At 71.9% G+C, this 17,106-nt stretch carries 19 protein-coding genes; 9 read left to right on the top strand and 10 right to left on the bottom strand.

All coding sequences use genetic code 11. The annotated features are described in order from the left end of the window. Positions 1 to 15: 15 nt before the first annotated feature. Complete coding sequence (locus Q7L73_RS19355; RefSeq protein WP_304691824.1) at positions 16 to 891, top strand: alpha/beta fold hydrolase; 876 nt, start codon at positions 16 to 18, stop codon at positions 889 to 891. 67 nt (positions 892 to 958) lie between these two features. Next, entirely contained in the window at positions 959 to 1,951 is a 993-nt protein-coding gene (gene moaA, locus Q7L73_RS19350; protein ID WP_304691823.1) for a GTP 3',8-cyclase MoaA, read from the top strand. Here the strand turns inward: moaA and Q7L73_RS19345 are convergent. Beyond that, positions 1,948 to 2,964, bottom strand: coding sequence for a hypothetical protein (locus Q7L73_RS19345; protein ID WP_304691822.1), 1,017 nt, complete (start codon positions 2,962 to 2,964; stop codon positions 1,948 to 1,950). The two genes, moaA and Q7L73_RS19345, sit on opposite strands and share 4 nt — an antisense overlap. Before the next feature lie 88 nt (positions 2,965 to 3,052). On the opposite strand from Q7L73_RS19345, the gene Q7L73_RS19340 reads away from it, so the two are divergent. After that, complete coding sequence (locus tag Q7L73_RS19340; RefSeq protein WP_304691821.1) at positions 3,053 to 4,210, top strand: lysylphosphatidylglycerol synthase transmembrane domain-containing protein; 1,158 nt, start codon at positions 3,053 to 3,055, stop codon at positions 4,208 to 4,210. Here Q7L73_RS19340 and Q7L73_RS19335 read toward each other — a convergent pair. After that, positions 4,143 to 4,751 carry a molybdenum cofactor guanylyltransferase gene (locus tag Q7L73_RS19335; RefSeq protein ID WP_304691820.1) on the bottom strand — a complete coding sequence of 203 codons (609 nt, stop codon included), beginning with the start codon at positions 4,749 to 4,751 and terminating at the stop codon, positions 4,143 to 4,145. The genes Q7L73_RS19340 and Q7L73_RS19335 overlap by 68 nt on opposite strands. Before the next feature lie 63 nt (positions 4,752 to 4,814). Between Q7L73_RS19335 and Q7L73_RS19330 the strand changes: the two genes are divergently transcribed. From Q7L73_RS19330 to Q7L73_RS19320, 3 genes are read left to right on the top strand one after another with little or no spacing between them, the layout of a single operon-like run. Next, positions 4,815 to 5,387, top strand: coding sequence for a hypothetical protein (locus Q7L73_RS19330; protein WP_304691819.1), 573 nt, complete (start codon positions 4,815 to 4,817; stop codon positions 5,385 to 5,387). A 38-nt stretch (positions 5,388 to 5,425) separates the two neighbouring features. After that, positions 5,426 to 5,806, top strand: coding sequence for an FKBP-type peptidyl-prolyl cis-trans isomerase (locus Q7L73_RS19325; RefSeq protein ID WP_304691818.1), 381 nt, complete (start codon positions 5,426 to 5,428; stop codon positions 5,804 to 5,806). A 52-nt stretch (positions 5,807 to 5,858) separates the two neighbouring features. Continuing rightward, the gene (locus tag Q7L73_RS19320; RefSeq protein ID WP_304691817.1) at positions 5,859 to 6,410 is read left to right on the top strand and encodes a methylated-DNA--[protein]-cysteine S-methyltransferase; all 552 of its coding nucleotides are present in this window, start codon (positions 5,859 to 5,861) and stop codon (positions 6,408 to 6,410) included. A gap of 14 nt (positions 6,411 to 6,424) precedes the next feature. On the opposite strand, the gene Q7L73_RS19315 is transcribed toward Q7L73_RS19320, so the two are convergent. Beyond that, positions 6,425 to 6,955 carry a DUF5701 family protein gene (locus tag Q7L73_RS19315; RefSeq protein ID WP_304691816.1) on the bottom strand — a complete coding sequence of 177 codons (531 nt, stop codon included), beginning with the start codon at positions 6,953 to 6,955 and terminating at the stop codon, positions 6,425 to 6,427. A 68-nt stretch (positions 6,956 to 7,023) separates the two neighbouring features. Here Q7L73_RS19315 and Q7L73_RS19310 point away from each other — a divergent pair, with 68 nt between their 5' ends. Beyond that, on the top strand, positions 7,024 to 7,626 hold the full coding sequence (locus Q7L73_RS19310) for a TetR/AcrR family transcriptional regulator (protein WP_304691815.1): 603 nt from the start codon (positions 7,024 to 7,026) through the stop codon (positions 7,624 to 7,626). On the opposite strand, the gene Q7L73_RS19305 is transcribed toward Q7L73_RS19310, so the two are convergent. Next, entirely contained in the window at positions 7,610 to 7,894 is a 285-nt protein-coding gene (locus tag Q7L73_RS19305) for a VOC family protein (protein WP_304691814.1), read from the bottom strand. The two genes, Q7L73_RS19310 and Q7L73_RS19305, sit on opposite strands and share 17 nt — an antisense overlap. A 52-nt stretch (positions 7,895 to 7,946) precedes the next feature. On the opposite strand from Q7L73_RS19305, the gene Q7L73_RS19300 reads away from it, so the two are divergent. Continuing rightward, entirely contained in the window at positions 7,947 to 8,915 is a 969-nt protein-coding gene (locus tag Q7L73_RS19300; RefSeq protein WP_304691813.1) for a hypothetical protein, read from the top strand. Between the two features lie 50 nt (positions 8,916 to 8,965). Here Q7L73_RS19300 and Q7L73_RS19295 read toward each other — a convergent pair whose 3' ends face one another. Further along, positions 8,966 to 10,810: a phosphoenolpyruvate carboxykinase (GTP) gene (locus Q7L73_RS19295; protein ID WP_370552417.1), complete on the bottom strand. Its 1,845-nt coding sequence runs from the start codon at positions 10,808 to 10,810 to the stop codon at positions 8,966 to 8,968. A gap of 71 nt (positions 10,811 to 10,881) precedes the next feature. After that, positions 10,882 to 11,400, bottom strand: a complete 519-nt coding sequence (locus Q7L73_RS19290) for a MaoC family dehydratase (RefSeq protein ID WP_304691811.1) — start codon at positions 11,398 to 11,400, stop codon at positions 10,882 to 10,884. A gap of 124 nt (positions 11,401 to 11,524) precedes the next feature. Here Q7L73_RS19290 and Q7L73_RS19285 point away from each other — a divergent pair, with 124 nt between their 5' ends. Beyond that, a complete protein-coding gene (locus Q7L73_RS19285; protein WP_304691810.1) occupies positions 11,525 to 12,571 on the top strand; it encodes a CoA ester lyase in 1,047 nt (348 codons plus the stop codon). Between the two features lie 80 nt (positions 12,572 to 12,651). Here Q7L73_RS19285 and Q7L73_RS19280 read toward each other — a convergent pair whose 3' ends face one another. The 4 genes from Q7L73_RS19280 to Q7L73_RS19265 form a co-directional block, all read right to left on the bottom strand. Then, positions 12,652 to 13,566 carry a CoA ester lyase gene (locus Q7L73_RS19280; RefSeq protein ID WP_304691809.1) on the bottom strand — a complete coding sequence of 305 codons (915 nt, stop codon included), beginning with the start codon at positions 13,564 to 13,566 and terminating at the stop codon, positions 12,652 to 12,654. A gap of 73 nt (positions 13,567 to 13,639) precedes the next feature. Continuing rightward, positions 13,640 to 14,503 carry a hypothetical protein gene (locus tag Q7L73_RS19275; RefSeq protein WP_304691808.1) on the bottom strand — a complete coding sequence of 288 codons (864 nt, stop codon included), beginning with the start codon at positions 14,501 to 14,503 and terminating at the stop codon, positions 13,640 to 13,642. A gap of 80 nt (positions 14,504 to 14,583) precedes the next feature. Continuing rightward, a complete protein-coding gene (locus Q7L73_RS19270) occupies positions 14,584 to 14,901 on the bottom strand; it encodes a hypothetical protein (RefSeq protein ID WP_304691807.1) in 318 nt (105 codons plus the stop codon). A gap of 73 nt (positions 14,902 to 14,974) precedes the next feature. Beyond that, a complete protein-coding gene (locus tag Q7L73_RS19265) occupies positions 14,975 to 17,056 on the bottom strand; it encodes a methyl-accepting chemotaxis protein (RefSeq protein ID WP_304691806.1) in 2,082 nt (693 codons plus the stop codon). Between the last annotated feature and the right edge of the window lie 50 nt (positions 17,057 to 17,106).

Raw genomic sequence — 17,106 nt, 5'->3', positions numbered from 1 at the left:
AGTTAGGCTGCCGGGATGCCCCTCCCGCTGCCGCAGGTCGAAGGGATCACCCACCGCGACGTCACCGTTCGCGGCATCCGCCTCCACGTCGCCGAGGGCGGCCCGGCCGACGCGCCGCCGATCCTGCTGCTGCATGGCTGGCCGCAGCACTGGTGGATGTGGCGCGACATCCTGCCCGAGCTGGCCAGAGTCCACCGCGTGATCGCGCCCGACCTGCGCGGCCTCGGCTGGAGCGACGCGCCCAAGCGCGGCTACGTCAAGCAGGAGCTGGCCGACGACAACATCGCGCTGCTCGACGCGCTCGGGCTCGACAGAGTCGACCTGCTCGCGCACGACTGGGGCGCCTTCACCGGCTTCCTCGTCTGCCTGACGGCGCCGGAGCGGATCAACCGCTTCATCGGCTGCTCGATCCCGCACATCTGGCCGCCGGCCGAGCGGCCGAGCCTGAGACGGCTGGCGCAGCTGTGGTACCAGGTCGCGCTGGCGACGCCGGGCCTCGGCCAGGGCCTGATGCGCCAGGGCGAGTTCACCCGCCGCGTGCTGACGGCGGCCCGCCACAACGGCCGCTACACGGACTTCGAGCTGGCCCAGTTCGTCGACGTGCTGAAGCAGCCCGACCACGCGCTCGCCGCCGCCCAGTACTACCGCTCGTTCCTGCTGCACGAGCTGAAGCCGATCGCCTCCGGCGGCTTCCACGACCGCATCCTGACGACGCCGTCGCTGCTGCTGTGGGGCAGAAAGGACCCGATCCTGCAGGGCGCCAGCGACAGCGAGCATCGCGCCTTCGCGCCGAACCTCGAGATCGAGTGGGTGCCGGAGACCGGCCACTTCCTCCCCGAGGAGCGGCCGGCCCTCGTCGTCGAGCGCGCGCGCTCGTTCTTCAGCGACTGAGCGCAGACAGACCTGGAGACGCGCCACGCCAGCTGACGCCGGCGGGCGCGGATACCCTCTTGGACAGATGCGCGATCCACTCATCGATGGTCACGGCCGCCGCATCGGCGACGTGCGGATCTCGGTCACCGACCGCTGCAACTTCCGCTGCCAGTACTGCATGCCTGCCGACGGGCTGCCGTGGCTGGAGCGGGCCGACGTGCTGCGGTTCGAGGAGATCGAGCGGATCGTGCGGCTGCTGAGCGAGCTGGGCGTCCACGACGTGCGGCTGACCGGTGGCGAGCCGCTCGTGCGGCGCGACTTCCCGCTGCTGGTGCGGATGCTGGCGGCGATCGACGGCGTCCACGACTTGTCGGTGACGACCAACGGCTACCTGCTGGAGCGCGACGCGGCCGCGCTCGTCGCGGCCGGCGTCAACCGCTTCAACGTCTCGATCGACTCGCTCCAGCGCGACCGCTTCTTCGCGATGACCCGCCGCGACGCGCTGCCGCAGGTGCTGCGCGGGCTGGACGCGCTCGCGGCCCATCCGCAGGCGCATCCGATCAAGGTCAACGCGGTCGCGCTGCGCGGCTTCAGCGAGCAGGAGGCGATCCCCTTCGCCGAGTTCGCCCGCCGCCACCCGTACGAGGTCCGCTTCATCGAGTTCATGCCGCTCGACGCCGACCACGCCTGGTCGCGCGAGCAGGTGCTGACCGGCGCGGAGCTGCGCGCGATCATCGCCGAGCGCTACCCGCTGGAGCCGGAGCCGCGTGAGCCGTCGGCGACCGCACGCGTCTACCGCTTCGCCGACGGGCAGGGCCGGATCGGCTTCATCAACCCCGTCAGCGAGCCGTTCTGCGGCGACTGCAACCGCATCCGCCTGACCGCCGACGGCAACCTCCGCACCTGCCTCTTCTCGATCGGCGAGACGAGCCTGCGCGACCCGCTGCGGGCCGGCGCCTCAGACGACGAGCTGGTCGAGACGATCCGCGACGCCGTCTGGCGCAAGGAGCTCAAGCACCACGTCAACGAGCCCGGCTTCGTGCAGCCGGCGCGGACGATGTCCGCGATCGGCGGCTAGCTCCCTCGCTCCGCCTTCTCGACCGCCTGGCGGTACTCCTCGATCCCGAAGGCGCCCTCCAGCCGCTCGACGACTCTGCCGTCTCTGGCGATCGCGAACAGCCACGGCTCGGTCGTCAGGCCGTAGGCGGTCAGCTGCGGACGCAGGCCCTTGCTCGGGTCGTTGTCGACGTAGACCTCGTTGTGGATGAACTCGACTCTGTCGCCGTAGGCGGCCTGCAGCTGGGCGCCGATGTCGGCGACCGGGCCGCAGACGCGCGACTGGCACAGCGCCGGGGTCGCGAACAGCAGCACGACCGGCTTCTTGCCGAGCACGTCTCTGAGGCTGACTCTGTGCATCTCGCTCGGCGGCGTGCGCGTGTCGATCTTGCTGACGTCGTTGCCGACCGAGGCCGGCGTCGGCGTGTCGACGCGCGGCGCGCTGTCGCCGGCGGCGGGGATTCTCGGGTGGTCGCCGACCTTCACGTCGGCGGTCGCGCCGTACAGCTGGTCGCCCAGTCTGGTGGCGGACAGGACGTACCATCTGCCCGCTCTGGGGAAGTCGACGGTCGCGTGGTAGACGGCCTTCAGCTCGCCCGCCGTCGAGTTGCTCGTCTGGCTGCGGAAGGCGGTCCGCACCTCCAGCGAGTCGGCCGGCGCGAGGAACGGGCCCTGCGCCGGGCCGCCGGGTCTCTTGGCGATGTAGACGGCCGTTCTGCCGTAGACGAACTTGTTGTCGCCGTCGATCAGCCCGAACGCGAGCCGGTCGGTGCCGGGCGTGTAGACGGAGGTCGCCAGCCCCAGCTGCGGCCCCGGTCTCATCGTGTCGGCGAGCTGCTGCAGCGTCTTCCCGCCGGCCTGCGGGAACTCGGCCTCGGTCGGGCTCGCGGCCGTCACCAGCTGCGGTGAGGAGGCCGGCGCCGCTCTCGCGTTGGGCGAGGTGGCGCCGCCGCCGCCGTCGCTCGACCCGCAGCCGGCGAGCGCGATCAGCGCGGCGCACCCGAGCGCCAGCGGCGAGGAGTGAATGAGACGCATCCAGAGCAGGCTATCCGACGACCCGGTCCGGCCCGCCGCCCGCTGCCCGCGCGCCGCCGCCTCGCCGCCTGTGATGCTTGTCTGACACGTGACCGCGCGCCACCAACGACCCCATCCCCACCTCGGCGATCGCCTCGAGAAGGCGATCGAGGATCGCGTCGAGCTGACCGGCGAGTTCGAGATGGTCTCCTCGCCGGACGAGGAGGCGGGGCGCAGACGCAAGCTGGTGCAGACCGGCATCTGGCTGTTCGTCACCGGCATATCGCTCTACCTGGTCGCGCCGAGCCTGCTCGACACGCTCGGCTCGTGGAGAGACGTGCGCCGCTTCGAGTGGCAGTGGCTGCTGGCGATGCTGGTGCTGCAGGGCTGCTCGCTCGGCTGCCTCTGGTTCCTGCAGCAGCTCGCCCTGCGGCCGGTGCCGATCGCGCCGGTGATCACCTCGCAGCTGGCCGGCAACGCGCTCGCGAAGATCGCCCCCGGCGGCGGCGCGCTCGGCGCCGCGCTGCAGTACAGAATGCTCGTGCAGGCCGGCGTCGGCAGAGAGAAGGCGGTCGGCGGGATCGCGGTCGTCAACGTCTTCACCTTCGCGATGGTGCTGGCGCTGCCGGTGCTGACGATCCCGACGCTGCTGCGCGGCGGCGTCGACCAGAACCTCGTCGAGGTCGCTGCGCTCGGCATCGCCGTCTTCGTCGTGCTGGCGATCGTCGGCAGCGTCATGCTCGCGCGCGACAGCCTGCTGATCTGGGTCGGCAGAACGATCCAGCGGATCCGCAACCGCATGCGCAGGAGATCGCCGCCGGTGCGCTCGCTGCCGACGCGGCTGCTGCGCGAGCGAGACCGCATCCTCGCGACGTTCGGGCCGCGCTGGAAGCGGGCGCTGGCGGCGACCGTCGGCCGCTGGGCGTTCGACTACCTGACGCTGCTGGCCGCGCTGGCGGCCGTCCACGCCTCCCCCAGCCCCGGCCTCGTGCTGCTCGCCTTCTGCGCCGCCCAGGTGCTGACGCAGATCCCGCTGACGCCGGGCGGGCTCGGCTTCGTCGAGGCCGGCCTGACCGGCATGCTGACGCTCGCCGGCGTCTCGGCCGGCAACGCCGTGCTGGCGACCTTCGCCTACCGGCTGTTCTCCTACTGGCTGCCGCTGCCGCTGGGGCTGGTCGGGATGCTCGGCCACCGCCGCGTCATCGCGCGGATGGATCGATCCGGTCCATCATCGCCGTCGCCGTCAGCAGGTCCTCCGGCAGGTTGACGTTGAAGAACGCCTCCGCCTCGTCGAGCGCCAGCTCGCACGGCGGCAGCGCCGCGACGACGCGCGTCAGCGAGCCGAGCCGGTCGTCGAGCACGAGCGCCTCGCTGAGCGGTTCGAGCGCCTGCGGCTCGTAGCGCGCCAGCAGCGGCTGCAGGCGGCCGCCGGCGCGCGGCACGACCGCCGCGCAGCCGTCGGCGGGCGCCTCGGCGACCGTCTTGACCAGCTCGCGCGTGAGGAACGGCAGGTCGCCGGCGGCGACGAGCACCGCGCGCCCCTCCGCCCCCTCCAGCGCGTGGACGATCCCGGCGAGCGGATGCGACGGCCGCTCCGGCTCGGTCCAGATCTCGACGCCGGGCAGCGGCGGCAGCTCGCTGGCGGGCTTCGCGACGACCGCGACCGTCCCCAGCGCGGCCTGCAGAACGCCGACGGGATAGCTGATCAGCGGCCGTCCGTGCAGCTCCACGACGGCCTTGCCGCCGCCCATCCGGCGGCCGGCTCCGCCCGCCAGCACGACTCCGACCGGTGCGTTCCGATGGCCCACTCAGCAGCTCCTGATGACGGGCGGGTGCTCCCGCCGCATGCGGGGAGCATAGAATCAGTGACGATGGAAGGTTCCACAGATCAGGAGACCGTTCGGGCCTGGCTCCGCTGCTACCGCTGCTGGTCGCAGAATCTCGAGGTCCAGGTCCACTACGAGGGCATCCACCGGATCGACCCGCAGACGGGCGAACGGGCGGAAGTCGTCGACGAGATGCAGGAGGCGGTCGTGCAATGCCTCGACTGCATGCACGACCAGCCGCACCTCGGCTTCCACAACGGACGGGTGGAGCCGATCGAGGATCGCTGGGAGCGGATGGTCGCCGGCACGCCGTGGGTCGCCTCGTGCACCGTCACGGTCGAGGCCGACGACGTCGAGACCTGCTCCGGCCCCGAGGCGGGCGACGCGCTCTCCTACGCGGCCTTCGGCGACCACGGCACGCGCGAGTTCTTCACGCACGTGCGCTTCCACAAGCACGACGACGACCAGATCGTCGTCCACCTGCTGGTCGAGCTGTATGCGCGCTCGGCCGAGGAGGCGACCGAGGTGCTGGAGACGGCCGCACGCGGCGCGCTCGCGATCACGTCGCTGGCCGAGGAGTCGCGCCCGCCGGCATCCTCCAGCGACGACCCGCACTGAGCCGCGGCTCAGGCTGGCCGGGCGGCTATCGTGGCGGCATGAGCACGAACGAGAAGCCCATCGTCGAGGTGCCCGTCGGCACGCCGCCCTCCTACCAGCTGGAGCTGGACGACATCGTCGTCGGCGAGGGCGACGAGGCGACCGCCGGACAGATCGTCGAGGTCCACTACGTCGGCCACTCGTGGTCCAACGGCGAGCAGTTCGACGCCTCCTGGGACCGCGGCGACACCTTCAAGTTCGGCCTCGGCCAGGGCCAGGTCATCCAGGGCTGGGACGAGGGCGTCAGAGGGATGCGAGTCGGCGGCCGCCGCAGAATCACGATCCCGCCGCTGCTCGGCTACGGCAAGCGCGGCGCCGGCGGCGTGATCGGCCCGGACGAGACGCTCGTCTTCGTCGTCGACCTGATCGGCGTCCGCTAGACCATCGCTCCCCCGCGCCACCGCCGCAGCCGCTGCTAGCGTCGGTGGTGCGATGGACGAGCAGCTCGGCTACGCGACCTTCGAGACGGCGATCGGGTGGGTCGGGATCGCCTGGGGCGAGCACGGCCTGACCGGCGTCTGGCTGCCGGAGCGCAGCGAGGCGGCGACGCGGGCGCAGATCGTGCGCGCCTTCCCGCGCGCGCTGCCGCTGCCCGTGCTCGACGGCTCGGTCCCCGCCCGCGCCCGTGACGGGATCGTCGCGCTGCTGGCCGGCGCCGACGACGACCTCGCCGACGTCGTGCTCGACGTGCGCGAGCTGGATGACTTCCCGCGCGCGGTCTACGCGCTCGCGCGCGGCATCCGCCCCGGCCGCACCACGACCTACGGCGCGATCGCGCGCGAGCTGGAGGCCGAGCCCGGCGCCGCCCGCGCCGTCGGCCAGGCGCTCGGCCGCAACCCGTGGCCGATCGTCGTCCCCTGCCATCGCGTCGTCGCCGCCTCCGGCGGCACCGGCGGCTTCTCCGCCCCCGGCGGCGTCGACACGAAGCTGAGGATGCTGGAGCTGGAGCGCGTCCACGGCGACGGCACCGCGCGGCTGTTCTAGCGCCGCCGCGCCGTCTAGAGCCCGATCCGCGCGCCGCACGTGGCGGCCGGCGGCATCGTCGCGCCGGCGCCTGCCCAGGCCGCTTGGATCGTGACCGCGAGCCGCTCCTCGGCCGTCAGCGGCGAGCGCCCCGAGCCCGGCGGGACGGCGCCGCCGGCGACGACGTCCGCGAGCAGGTAGGCGACGCCGCGCGGGATCGCGACGAGCTGTTCGTCGCGGGCCTCCGCGAGCGCTCCGGCCGCACGGTCGCCGCGCCGCTGCAGCAGCGCGACCGCGCGCTCGGCCGGCAGCAGCTCCGGTGCGACGACGAGCGTGAACGGGATCCGCGCCGGCGGCCGCTCGCGGCGGCCGTCGTCCGACGACAGCGCGACGGCGCGCTCGGCCAGCGGTGCGACGAGCGCGCGGAACTGCTCGTCGGTGAGCCCGGCGGTCCACGGGACGCCGCCGGCGACGAGCGTCTCGACCTGGCATTCGAACTCGAGCGCGGCCGGCGTGCTGAGGGAGCTGAGGTCCGTCGTCTCGGTCTGCATGGCGAGCATTCTCATCCAAATGGATGAAAGTGTCAACCACCCGGATGAAAGCTAGGGCGCGCAGCAGTAGGCTTCCGACGCAGATGAGCGACAGACGCCCCCGCAGAGGCCAGCCGCGCGACCCCGAGCGCACCCGTCAGGCGCTGCTCGACGCCGCCCTCGTCGAGTTCGCCGCCAAGGGGCTGGCGGGCGCGCGCGTCAGCGAGATCGCCGCCCGCGCCGGCGTCAACAAGCAGCTGATCTCCTACCACTTCGACGGCAAGCAGGGCCTCTACGAGGCGCTCGGCGAGCGCTGGCTGGCGCGCGAGCAGGAGTTCGCCGACCCGGCGCTGCCGCTCGGCGAGCTGGTCGTGCACTACATGCGCGAGAGCGTCCGCGACCGCGAGATGACGCGGCTGTTCCTGCGCGAGGCGCTGGAGGGCGGCCCCGATCCGGCCGAGGCGCACGCATCGCGCGACCGCGAGGAGCTGGAGGACCTCCGCCGCCGCCAGCAGGCGGGCGAGCTGGACGCGCGACTGGACCCCGCCTTCGTGATGCTGGTGCTGCAGGCGATCGCCAGCGCCGGCGCCGCCTTCCCCGGCGACGCGCGCCGGCTCACCGGCCTCGACCCCGGCTCCGAGCAGTTCGCCGACCGCTACGCCGAGCAGCTGCGGCTCGTCGCCGAGCTGCTCAGCGGGGGTGGCTGACCAGCTCGATCGCGTTGCCGTCCGGGTCGAGCATGGTGGCGGCGGCCCCGTCCTCGACGCCGAAGGCGATCTGCGCACCGCTCGTCACCGGCTCGCCGGGCGCCGCCTGGACGATCGACAACGACCCGCCGCCACCGCCCTCGCGGCGGAACAGCACCCGCCCCGGCCGCTCCGCGCCGACGTGCAGCCGCGCAGACGGCGCGAGCGCCTCCCAGAAGCGACGTGAGGCGTCGCGGTCTGCGACGCGGATCGTGACGTGGTCGAACATCGGTCGGGTCCGATGCTACCGGCGCGGGCTGCGCACACTACGCTCCCGCACCATGATCCTGCGTGTCCCCCGTCCTCAGTCCGACGCGATCCTCGGTGCGATGCGCGCGATCGCGCTCGCCCACGGCGAGGAGGGCGTCGCCGACGCCGACCGGCAGACGATCGCGGCCGCCGCCCAGATCGTGCTCGGCCGCGACCCGGGCGATGCCGACAGCGTCACCCCGCGTGACCCGCAGCAGCTCGCGGCGACGATGCTCAGCCCCGACGACGCCCGGCAGGCGATCCGGATGCTGGCCGTGCTGTCGCTCGCGGACGGGCGCGTCGACGCCGGCAAGACCGCGCTCGTGCAGCAGTTCGCCGACGCGCTCGGGGTCGACGAGGAGTACCTGCGGATCCTCGCCGAGACGGCCGCCGGCGAGGTCGCCCAGGCGGCCGCCTGCATCGTGCGCAAGAACGCCGAGTCGTTCCCGCACCTGAACACGACCGGGATCGACCACGACGCGATCGCCCCGTTCCTGCCCTATCGCGAGGCGCCCGACGCGCAGCTGGAAGCGCGCTACAGCGCGCTCGGCGAGCTGCCGCACGGCAGCTTCGGGCGGGCCTTCCACGAGCACTTCGTCAGCCACGGCTTCGCCTTCCCCGGCAATCCCGCGGGCCTCGCCGAGGGCTTCACGACGCCGCACGACTCCTCGCACGTGCTCAGCGGCTACTCGACCTCGCAGCTGGGCGAGCTGTGCGTCTCGACCTTCATCGGCGCGATGCACCCCGACCACCCGATGTCCGCGGAGGTGCTGCCGGTGCTGTTCAGCTGGCACCTCGGCATCCACCTCAACGACATCGCCGGCGCGGCGACCGGCTACTTCGAGCCGCGCCGCTTCTGGACCGCGTGGGACCGCGGCGCCGCGATGAGCACCGACATCGTCGCCGCCGACTGGGACTTCTGGGGCGCGACCGAGGTCGGCCTCGACGAGCTGCGCGCGCAGTACGACCTGCCGCCGGCGGCAGCCGAGCTGCTGGCGTAGCGCGGCGGTTCATGGTCCCGCCCCGGCCGGGTGCCGGGGCGGGTGCTGTCTCAGGCGGCGTCCAAGCGCGCTTGCAGCGCGTCGACCTGCTGGCGGATCTCGGCCGGCAGGCGGTCGCCGAACGTCTCCAGGTGCTCGCGGATCGAGGGCAGCTCGGCCTTCCACTCCTCCGCGTCGACCTTCAGCAGCTCGGCCAGGTCGGCGGCGTCGATGTCGAGGCCGTCGGTGTCGATCGCGTCGGCGGTCGGCAGGATGCCGATCGGGGTCTCGACGCCGTCGGCGGTGCCGGCCGTGCGCTCGAAGACCCACTTCAGCACGCGGCTGTTCTCGCCGAAGCCGGGCCACAGCCAGCGGCCGTCCTCGTCCTTGCGGAACCAGTTGACGTAGAAGATCTTCGGCAGATCGGCGCCTTCGCGCCGGCCGATCTTCAGCCAGTGGCCGATGTAGTCGCCCATGTGGTAGCCGGCGAACGGCAGCTGGGCGAACGGGTCGCGGCGCAGTCTGCCGACCGCTCCGGTCGCCGCGGCGGTCGTCTCCGACGCCATCGTCGCGCCGAGGAAGACGCCGTGGTCCCAGTCGTACGCCTCGTGCACGAGCGGCACGACGCTGGAGCGGCGGCCGCCGAACAGGAAGGCGTCGATCGGCACGCCGGCCGGGTCCTCCCACTCGGGCGCGATCGCCGGGTCCTGCGCGGCCGGGACCGTGAAGCGGGCGTTCGGGTGGGCGGCCGGGCGGCCGCTGTCCGGCGTCCAGTCGTTGCCGTGCCAGTCGGTCAGATGAGCCGGCGGCTCGTCCGACATGTCCTCCCACCAGATGTCGCCGTCATCGGTCTTGGCGACGTTGGTGAAGATCGCGTTGGCGGCGGCGGTCGCGATCGCGTTCGGGTTGGTCTTCTCGCTCGTGCCCGGGGCGACGCCGAAGAAGCCGGCCTCGGGGTTGACCGCGTAGAGACGGCCGTCGGAGCCGAACTTCATCCACGCGATGTCGTCGCCGATCGTCTCGACCTTCCAGCCCTCGAGCGTCGGGATCAGCATCGCCAGGTTGGTCTTGCCGCAGGCCGACGGGAAGGCGCCGGTGACGTACTTGACGACGCCCTCGGGCGAGGTCAGCTTGAGGATCAGCATGTGCTCGGCCATCCAGCCCTCGTCACGGGCCATGACCGAGGCGATCCGCAGCGCGAAGCACTTCTTGCCGAGCAGCGCGTTGCCGCCGTAGCCGGAGCCGAACGACCAGATCTCGCGCGACTCGGGGTAGTGGACGATGTACTTGTTGTCCGCGTTGCAGGGCCACGGGACGTCCTCCTGGCCCTCCTCCAGCGGTGCGCCGACGGAGTGGACGCACGGCACGAAGTGGCCGTCCTCGCCCAGCACCTCCAGCGCGCCGGCGCCCATGCGGGTCATGATCCGCATCGAGACGGCGACGTACGCGGAGTCGGTCAGCTGCACGCCGATGTGCGCGATGTCGGAGCCCAGCGGGCCCATCGAGAACGGCACGACGTACATCGTGCGGCCCCTCATCGAGCCCCTGAAGAGGCCGTCGAGGTGGGCGCGCATCTCGGCCGGCTCGCGCCAGTTGTTCGTCGGACCGGCGTCGCTCTCGGACGCCGAGCAGATGAACGTGCGGTCCTCGACGCGGGCGACGTCGCCCGGATCGGAGAGCGCGAGGTACGAATTCGGTCGCTTCGCGTCGGAAAGACGCTCGAACGTGCCGGCGTCGACCAGCGCTTGACAGAGGCGGTCGTACTCGTCGGCGGATCCGTCGCACCAGTGGATGCGATCGGGTTGGGTCAGGGCCGCGATCTCCTCGACCCATGCCACGAGTTTCTCGTGGCGAGTCGGCGGGGCGTCGGTTTCGGTGATGCTCACGTGCACTCCCTCGGTTGGCTCGCGTGGCATCCGCGGCAGTATTTCATCGCTTTCGGAAGTGTGCTTCCAGAACCGTCGCGACCCTGACCTCCGGTCCTGCCTCAGACCCCCGGATTCCGCTTCGGGACGAGCACCAGGCGTCTGAACTCGGCGACCAGCACGCCGTCCTGGTTGAGGACGCGCGTGTGGACCTTGACGAGGCCGCGATCCGGCTTGCTGCGGGAAGGTCTGACTTCCAGCACTTCGGTCTCGGCGAACAGCGTGTCGCCGTGGAAGACCGGGTTCGGGTGGCTCAGACCCTCGGTCGCGAGGTTCGCGATCGCCTTGCCGGAAATATCCGAAACGGACATTCCGAGCGCGAGGCTGTAGACATACGGTCCGACAACTACATTTCTCCCCTGCTGCGATCTGCCCGCGTAGACGTCGTTGATGTGCAGCGGGTGGTGGTTCATCGTCAGCAGGCAGAAGAGGTGGTCGTCGCCCTCGGTGACGGTCTTCGCCGGCCAGTGCTTGTAGACGGCGCCCTCCTCGAACTCCTCGAGGTAGCGGCCGTAGCTGTGCGCGCCTGAGGCCTCGCGCACGTCCTGGTCGGTGTCGACGTGGTTGGTCGTCTCGCTCATCGCTGTCTCCTGCTCGGGTTTCGCGGGTTCTGGGATGCGAAGGCGGCAAGGATGCCGTATCGGGGTCTGTGAGCACCCCGGATGCCTACGATCGGGCGCGATCTCTTGAACAGGAGCCTCCCCAGTGCGCAATCCCCGTGACTTCCTGAAGCCGCTCGCCAACGGCGCCCCGCAGCCGCTGCTCGACGTCCCCGCGACGCCGTCGCGGATGATCCACTTCTTCGACCCGAGCAACGAGAAGATGGCGGCGAAGGTGCCCGACATCGCTCAGAAGGCCGACGTCGTGCTCGGCAACCTCGAGGACGGCGTCCCCGCCGACCGCAAGGAGGCGGCCCGCGCCGGGCTCGTCAGCATCGCCAAGTCGCTGGCGCCCGAGGCGACGCTGTGGACCCGCGTCAACTCGCTCGAGAGCCCGTGGGTGCTCGACGACATCACCGCCGCCGTGCTCGAGGCCGGCGACAAGATCGACGTCATCATGCTGCCCAAGGTCGAGGGCCCGTGGGACATCCACTACGCCGATCGGCTGATCGCGCAGCTGGAGGCGAAGGCCGGCCTCGACCGCCCGATCCTGATCCACGCGATCCTCGAGACCGCGCTCGGCATGGCCAACGTCGAGGAGATCGCCAGCGCCAGCCCGCGCATGCAGGGGATCTCGCTCGGCCCGGCCGACCTCGCCGCCTCGCGCCGCATGAAGACGACCCGCGTCGGCGGCGGCCACCCCGGCTACCGCGTGATCGACGACCCCGATCCGGCCAACCCCGAGGCGCCGCGCGCGACCGCCCAGCAGGACCCGTGGCACTACACGCTCGCGCGCATGGTCGACGCCTGCACGGCGACCGGGATCCTGCCGTACTACGGGCCGTACGGCGACATCAAGGACGTCGCCGGCTGCGAGGCGCAGTTCCGCGCCGCCTTCCTGCTCGGCTGCGTCGGCACCTGGTCGCTGCACCCGGTCCAGATCGGGATCGCGAAGAAGGTCTTCTCGCCCGACCCGGACGAGGTCGCGTTCGCGAAGAAGGTGATCGAGGCGATCCCGGACGGCCGCGGCGTCCACATGATCGACGGCAAGATGCAGGACGACGCGACCTGGAAGCAGGCGCAGGTGATGGTCACGCTCGCCCGCTCGCTGGCCGAGCGCGACCCCGAGCTGGCCGAGGCGTATGGGCTGTAAGCCGCAGCCGGCCTGCTGCGGCGGACGGCGGCGGGCTGCCCAGCAGCCCGCCGTGCCGCAGTACTTCTCGGCGCGTGCGGCTACGCGGCGTAGCCGGCGGCAGCTCCAGCCTGCACGACGCGCTCAGCCATCTTGCGGTTCGCCTCGTCGATCATCTCACCGTCGAACATAGCCGCGCCCTGGCCGCCGTCGTCGGCGGCCGCGCGGTAGGCGGCGAGCATCGCGGCGGCGCGCTCGTACTCTCTCTGCGACGGGCTGAAGGTCTCGTTGACGACGGCGATCTGGCTCGGGTGGATCGTCCACTTGCCGTCGAGGCCGAGCGCGCGCGAGATGCGCGAGCGGGTGCGCAGCCCCTCCTCGTCCTTGAAGTTCGCGTACGGGCCGTCGATCGCCTGGATGCCGGCGGCGCGGGCGGCGACGACGAGGCGGCTGTAGAGGTAGTTGAGGTGGTCGCCCGGGTAGCCCTCCGGGACGCCGCCGATCGTCGTGATCGGGATGCCGATCGCGGCCGAGTAGTCGCCGGGGCCGAAGATCAGCGTCTCCATCCGCTTGGAGGCGGTCGCGATCTGCTCGCAGGCGATCAGGCCCTTCGCGTCCTCGATCTGCGCCTCGATCCCGATGCGGCCGACCTCCCACCCCTTCGCCAGCTCGATCTGCGTGATCAGCTTGTCGGTCATCTCGACGTCGCCGGGCGTCTGGACCTTCGGCAGCATGATCGCGTGGAGCTTGTCGCCGGCCTGCTCGACGACGTCGATCAGGTCGCGGTAGTAGTGCGGCGTGTCGGTGCCGTTGACGCGCACGACGACCGTTGTGTCGCCGAAGTCGAGGTCATGCAGGGCGGCGATCACCTGACCGCGCGCTCTCGCCTTCTCGCCCTGCGCGACGGCGTCCTCGAGGTCGAGGAAGACCTCGTCGGCGTCGAGGCCGGTCGCCTTCTCGAGGAAGCGCTCGTTGGAGCCAGGAACGGCATGGCAGCTGCGTCGCGATCGGTTCATGCGGGCCATCCTGCCAGAGGCCATCGCGCGCCGGCCCCGGTTTGGGACCGGCGCGTTTGCGCCCGCCGGCGCGCTAGGAGAGCAGCGCCTGCGCGGCCGCGTCGCAGCTGCCGCCGCTGACGCCGACCGTCGCCCACACGGTCGCCACGCGGCCGCCGACGACGATCTGCCAGGTCGACGCGTAGGTGCCGTCGCCGGCGTCGCTGCTGCTGGCCGAGACGCTGCCGCCAGCCGCGAGCTGCGCGCGTCTGACGCTCGACGCTCTGCCGTCGCCCTGACCGAAGATGCGGACGTCGGCAGGCGCCGAGGCGGTCAGCGCGAAGCCGCCGGAGGCGACGTCGCAGGCGGCGCTCAGCAGCCCGATGCCCGGCAGCGCCAGGAATGCCGTGTCGACCGCCCCCGCGGTCAATCTCGCCGAGCCGGAGAGCACCTGGCCGTAGCCGCCGACCGCCGTGCCGGGCGCGAGCTTGTCGGCCGTGACGGCGCCCGGCGCGAGCTTGGCGGCGGTGACCGCGCCGTCCTCCAGCTTGCTGCCGGCGACGCCTCTGTCGGCCAGCTTGGCGCCGGCGACGGCGCCGTCGGAGAGCTTGGGGCCGGTGACCGCGCCGAGGCCGAGCTTGCTGCTGCCGACGGCGTTGTCGGCGAGCACCGCGCCGTTGACGGCGCCTCTGGCCAGCTCGCGCGCCGTCACGCCCTCTCTCGCGATCCGGTCGCCGCGAACCGCCCCGCGGCCGATCTTCGCGGAGGTGACGGCGCCGTTCTTCAGCTTGCTGCCCGTGACCGCGCCGTTCTTCAGCTTCGCGTTCGTGACGGCGCTGTTCTTGATCTGGCTGGTGCCGATCGTCGCGGCCGCGTACGTGACGCCGCCGAGCGACACGAACAGCGCCAGCAGCGCGATCGCGGTCGCAGGATGCAGCAGCTTCTCCCGGCTCAACATCGTTCTCCCTCGCATCGTCTCTGTCGAGAGGAGAACCCTGTCAGACGCGACAGGTTTCGGTCGATCGCCAGGGAGCGGGGTCAGTGACCGCCGCGCGCTCTGCGCGTGCGGTTGCGCTCTTCCTGCTTCTCGACCACCTGGCGGATCAGTCTGATGATCTGATCGACGCCGGTGACCTTCGCGTCGCCGTGCTCGAAGGCGGTGCGCCAGCCTCTGATCGTGCCCTCGGGCGCGAGCTGGTTGAAGGTCGCGCGCGGCAGCTCCAGGCGCACTCTCGCGTCGGAGGCGATGTCCTTGATCACGACCGGGCCGGGCAGCTCGACGCGGTACATCTGGATGTCGCCGCGGCCGCGCAGCTCGACGCCGACGACCAGCTTCAGCGGCTGCAGTGCAGGCACGTCCGCGAGGAAGTTGCGGACGGCCTGCTCGATCAGCGCTCTGGTGTCGGTCGAGGAGGACAGAGCGGGGAGTCTAGTGGGCCGCCAGTCGGAACTCCCCCACGAGCCGCTCCAGCTCCTCGGCCGTCTTCGCCAGCTCGCTCGCCGACGCCGCGATCTCCTGCGTCGAGGCGCTCGTCTGCTGCGTCGAGGCCGAGACCTGCTCGGTCGAGGCCGACGACTGCTCGGCGACCGAGACGACGTCGGCCATGTTCTCCTCCATCCGCACCGCGCGGGCGCTGATCTCGCCCGCGACGCTGGCGATCTGCTCGACTCGCGTCGACATGTCCTCGACCGAGGCGCCGATCTGCAGGAACGAGCTGCGCGCCTGCTCGACGGTCGTGACGCCGTCGGCCGTGCGCGCCGCGCCCGACTCGACGACGTCGACCGCGCGGCCGGTCTCCTGCTGGATCTCCGCGATCAGCGACGAGATCGACCTGGCGGCGTCCTGCGACTCCTCCGCCAGCTTGCGCACCTCCTCGGCGACGACCGCGAAGCCGCGGCCCTGCTCGCCGGCCCGCGCGGCCTCGATCGCAGCGTTGAGCGCGAGCAGGTTCGTCTGCTCCGCGATCCCGGTGATCGTCGAGACGATCCCGCCGATCTGGCCCGACTTCTCGCCGAGCGCGCGGATCGTCTCCGTCACCGCGCCGGAGGAGGCCTGGACCGCCTCCATCGCGTCGGTCGCGTCGGCGATCGCGCTCGCGCCCAGCTCGGCGACCTCGCGCGCCTGCGCGGCCGCGGCGGCCGTCTCCTCCGCGTTCGCGCTGGAGTCGCGCGTCGCGGTGACGATCTCCTCGGTCAGCTCGCGCGCCTCGCCGACGGTGCGGACCTGCCGCTCGGCGCCGGCCGCGACCTCGCCGACCGCGTTGGCGATCTCGCCGACCGCGCGGCCCGACTCCTCCGACGTCATCGCCATCTGCTGCGACGCCGCTGAGACCGACTGCGTCTCGGTCGCGATCTGCCGCAGCATCGCCGTCACCTTCGCGCGCATGCCGTCGTAGCCGCGCACCGACGTCTCCAGCTGGCCCAGCATCTCGTTGAAGATCTCCGCCAGGCGGCCGGGGGCGCGCCCGTCGGCGGCGACGATCGCGGTCGTCGTCATCGGCGCGTCGACGGTCAGGTCGCCGGCGGCGACGGCGGCCAGCGCCTGCTCCAGCGCTCTCATGTCCTGCTCGCCGAGCTGCTCCATCCGCGCGACCAGCGCGTCGAGGCAGGAGTCGTCGCCGAGCGCCTCGCGCAGCTGCTCGCTCATCAGCTTGAAGGCGCTGCCGAGCGCGTCTCTGTCGGACTTCGGCGTCACGCTCACGTCCAGCTCGCCGTCCGCGATCGAGCGGGCGGCGACCGCCATCTCGTCGAGGTAGGCGATCATCGCGCGGAAGGCCTCGGCGGCGTCGCCGAGCTCGTCGCGCGATCTGACGTCGACCCGCTGCTCGATGTCGCCGCGCGCGATCCCGCGGGCCGCGGCGACCATCTGCCGCAGGCCGCCCGCGATCTGCCGCGACAGCAGCAGCGCGATCGCGATCGCGGCCGCGACGGCGGCGATCAGCAGCACGATGATCATGATTCTCGCGCCGGAGACGGTGTCGTCGGCGTCGGCGCCCTGTCTGACGGCCGCGCGGTGCTGGAAGGCGACGACGCTCGCCAGCGCCTCCTCCATCGCGTCGAAGGCCGGCTTGCCTCTGTCGCCGACGAGGATCTCCATCCCCGCCGCGGCCGACGGCTCCTGCGCGATCCCGGCGGTCGCCGCGGCGTAGCGTCTCCAGGCCGCCGCGAAGGCGTTCGTCTGCGCGAGGTCGGCCGCGCCGCTGGACAGTCTGCGCAGCCTCGCCAGCTCGCCCTCGATCGAGGCGGCGCCCGCTCTGAGGTCCTCGAGGAAGCCGGGTCTCGACTCCTGGTCGGGCGAGGTGACGAACCGCAGCTGGTCCTTGCGGTAGGCGTTCATTCTGCCGTTGAGCGAGCCGACCGCCTCGACGCTGGGGACGGCGTTGCCGGACAGCTGACGTGTGACGTCGTTGATCGAGCCGAGCTTGCTGATCGCGACCAGACCGACGACCAGAAGCAGTCCGACGACGACGAGGAAGCCGCCGAGCAGCTTCGTGCGAACCGTGATCTTCATGCTCTGGTGATCGGACGGAGCAGGAGCGCAATGAGGCGCAAACGCGCCAA

It is taken from the genome of Conexibacter sp. CPCC 205762, from assembly GCF_030646155.1.
In the GTDB taxonomy this organism is placed as follows: Bacteria; Actinomycetota; Thermoleophilia; order Solirubrobacterales; family Solirubrobacteraceae; genus Conexibacter.
The sequence above is the reverse complement of the archived record's forward strand: the minus strand, read 5'-3'. Positions and strand labels throughout refer to the sequence as shown.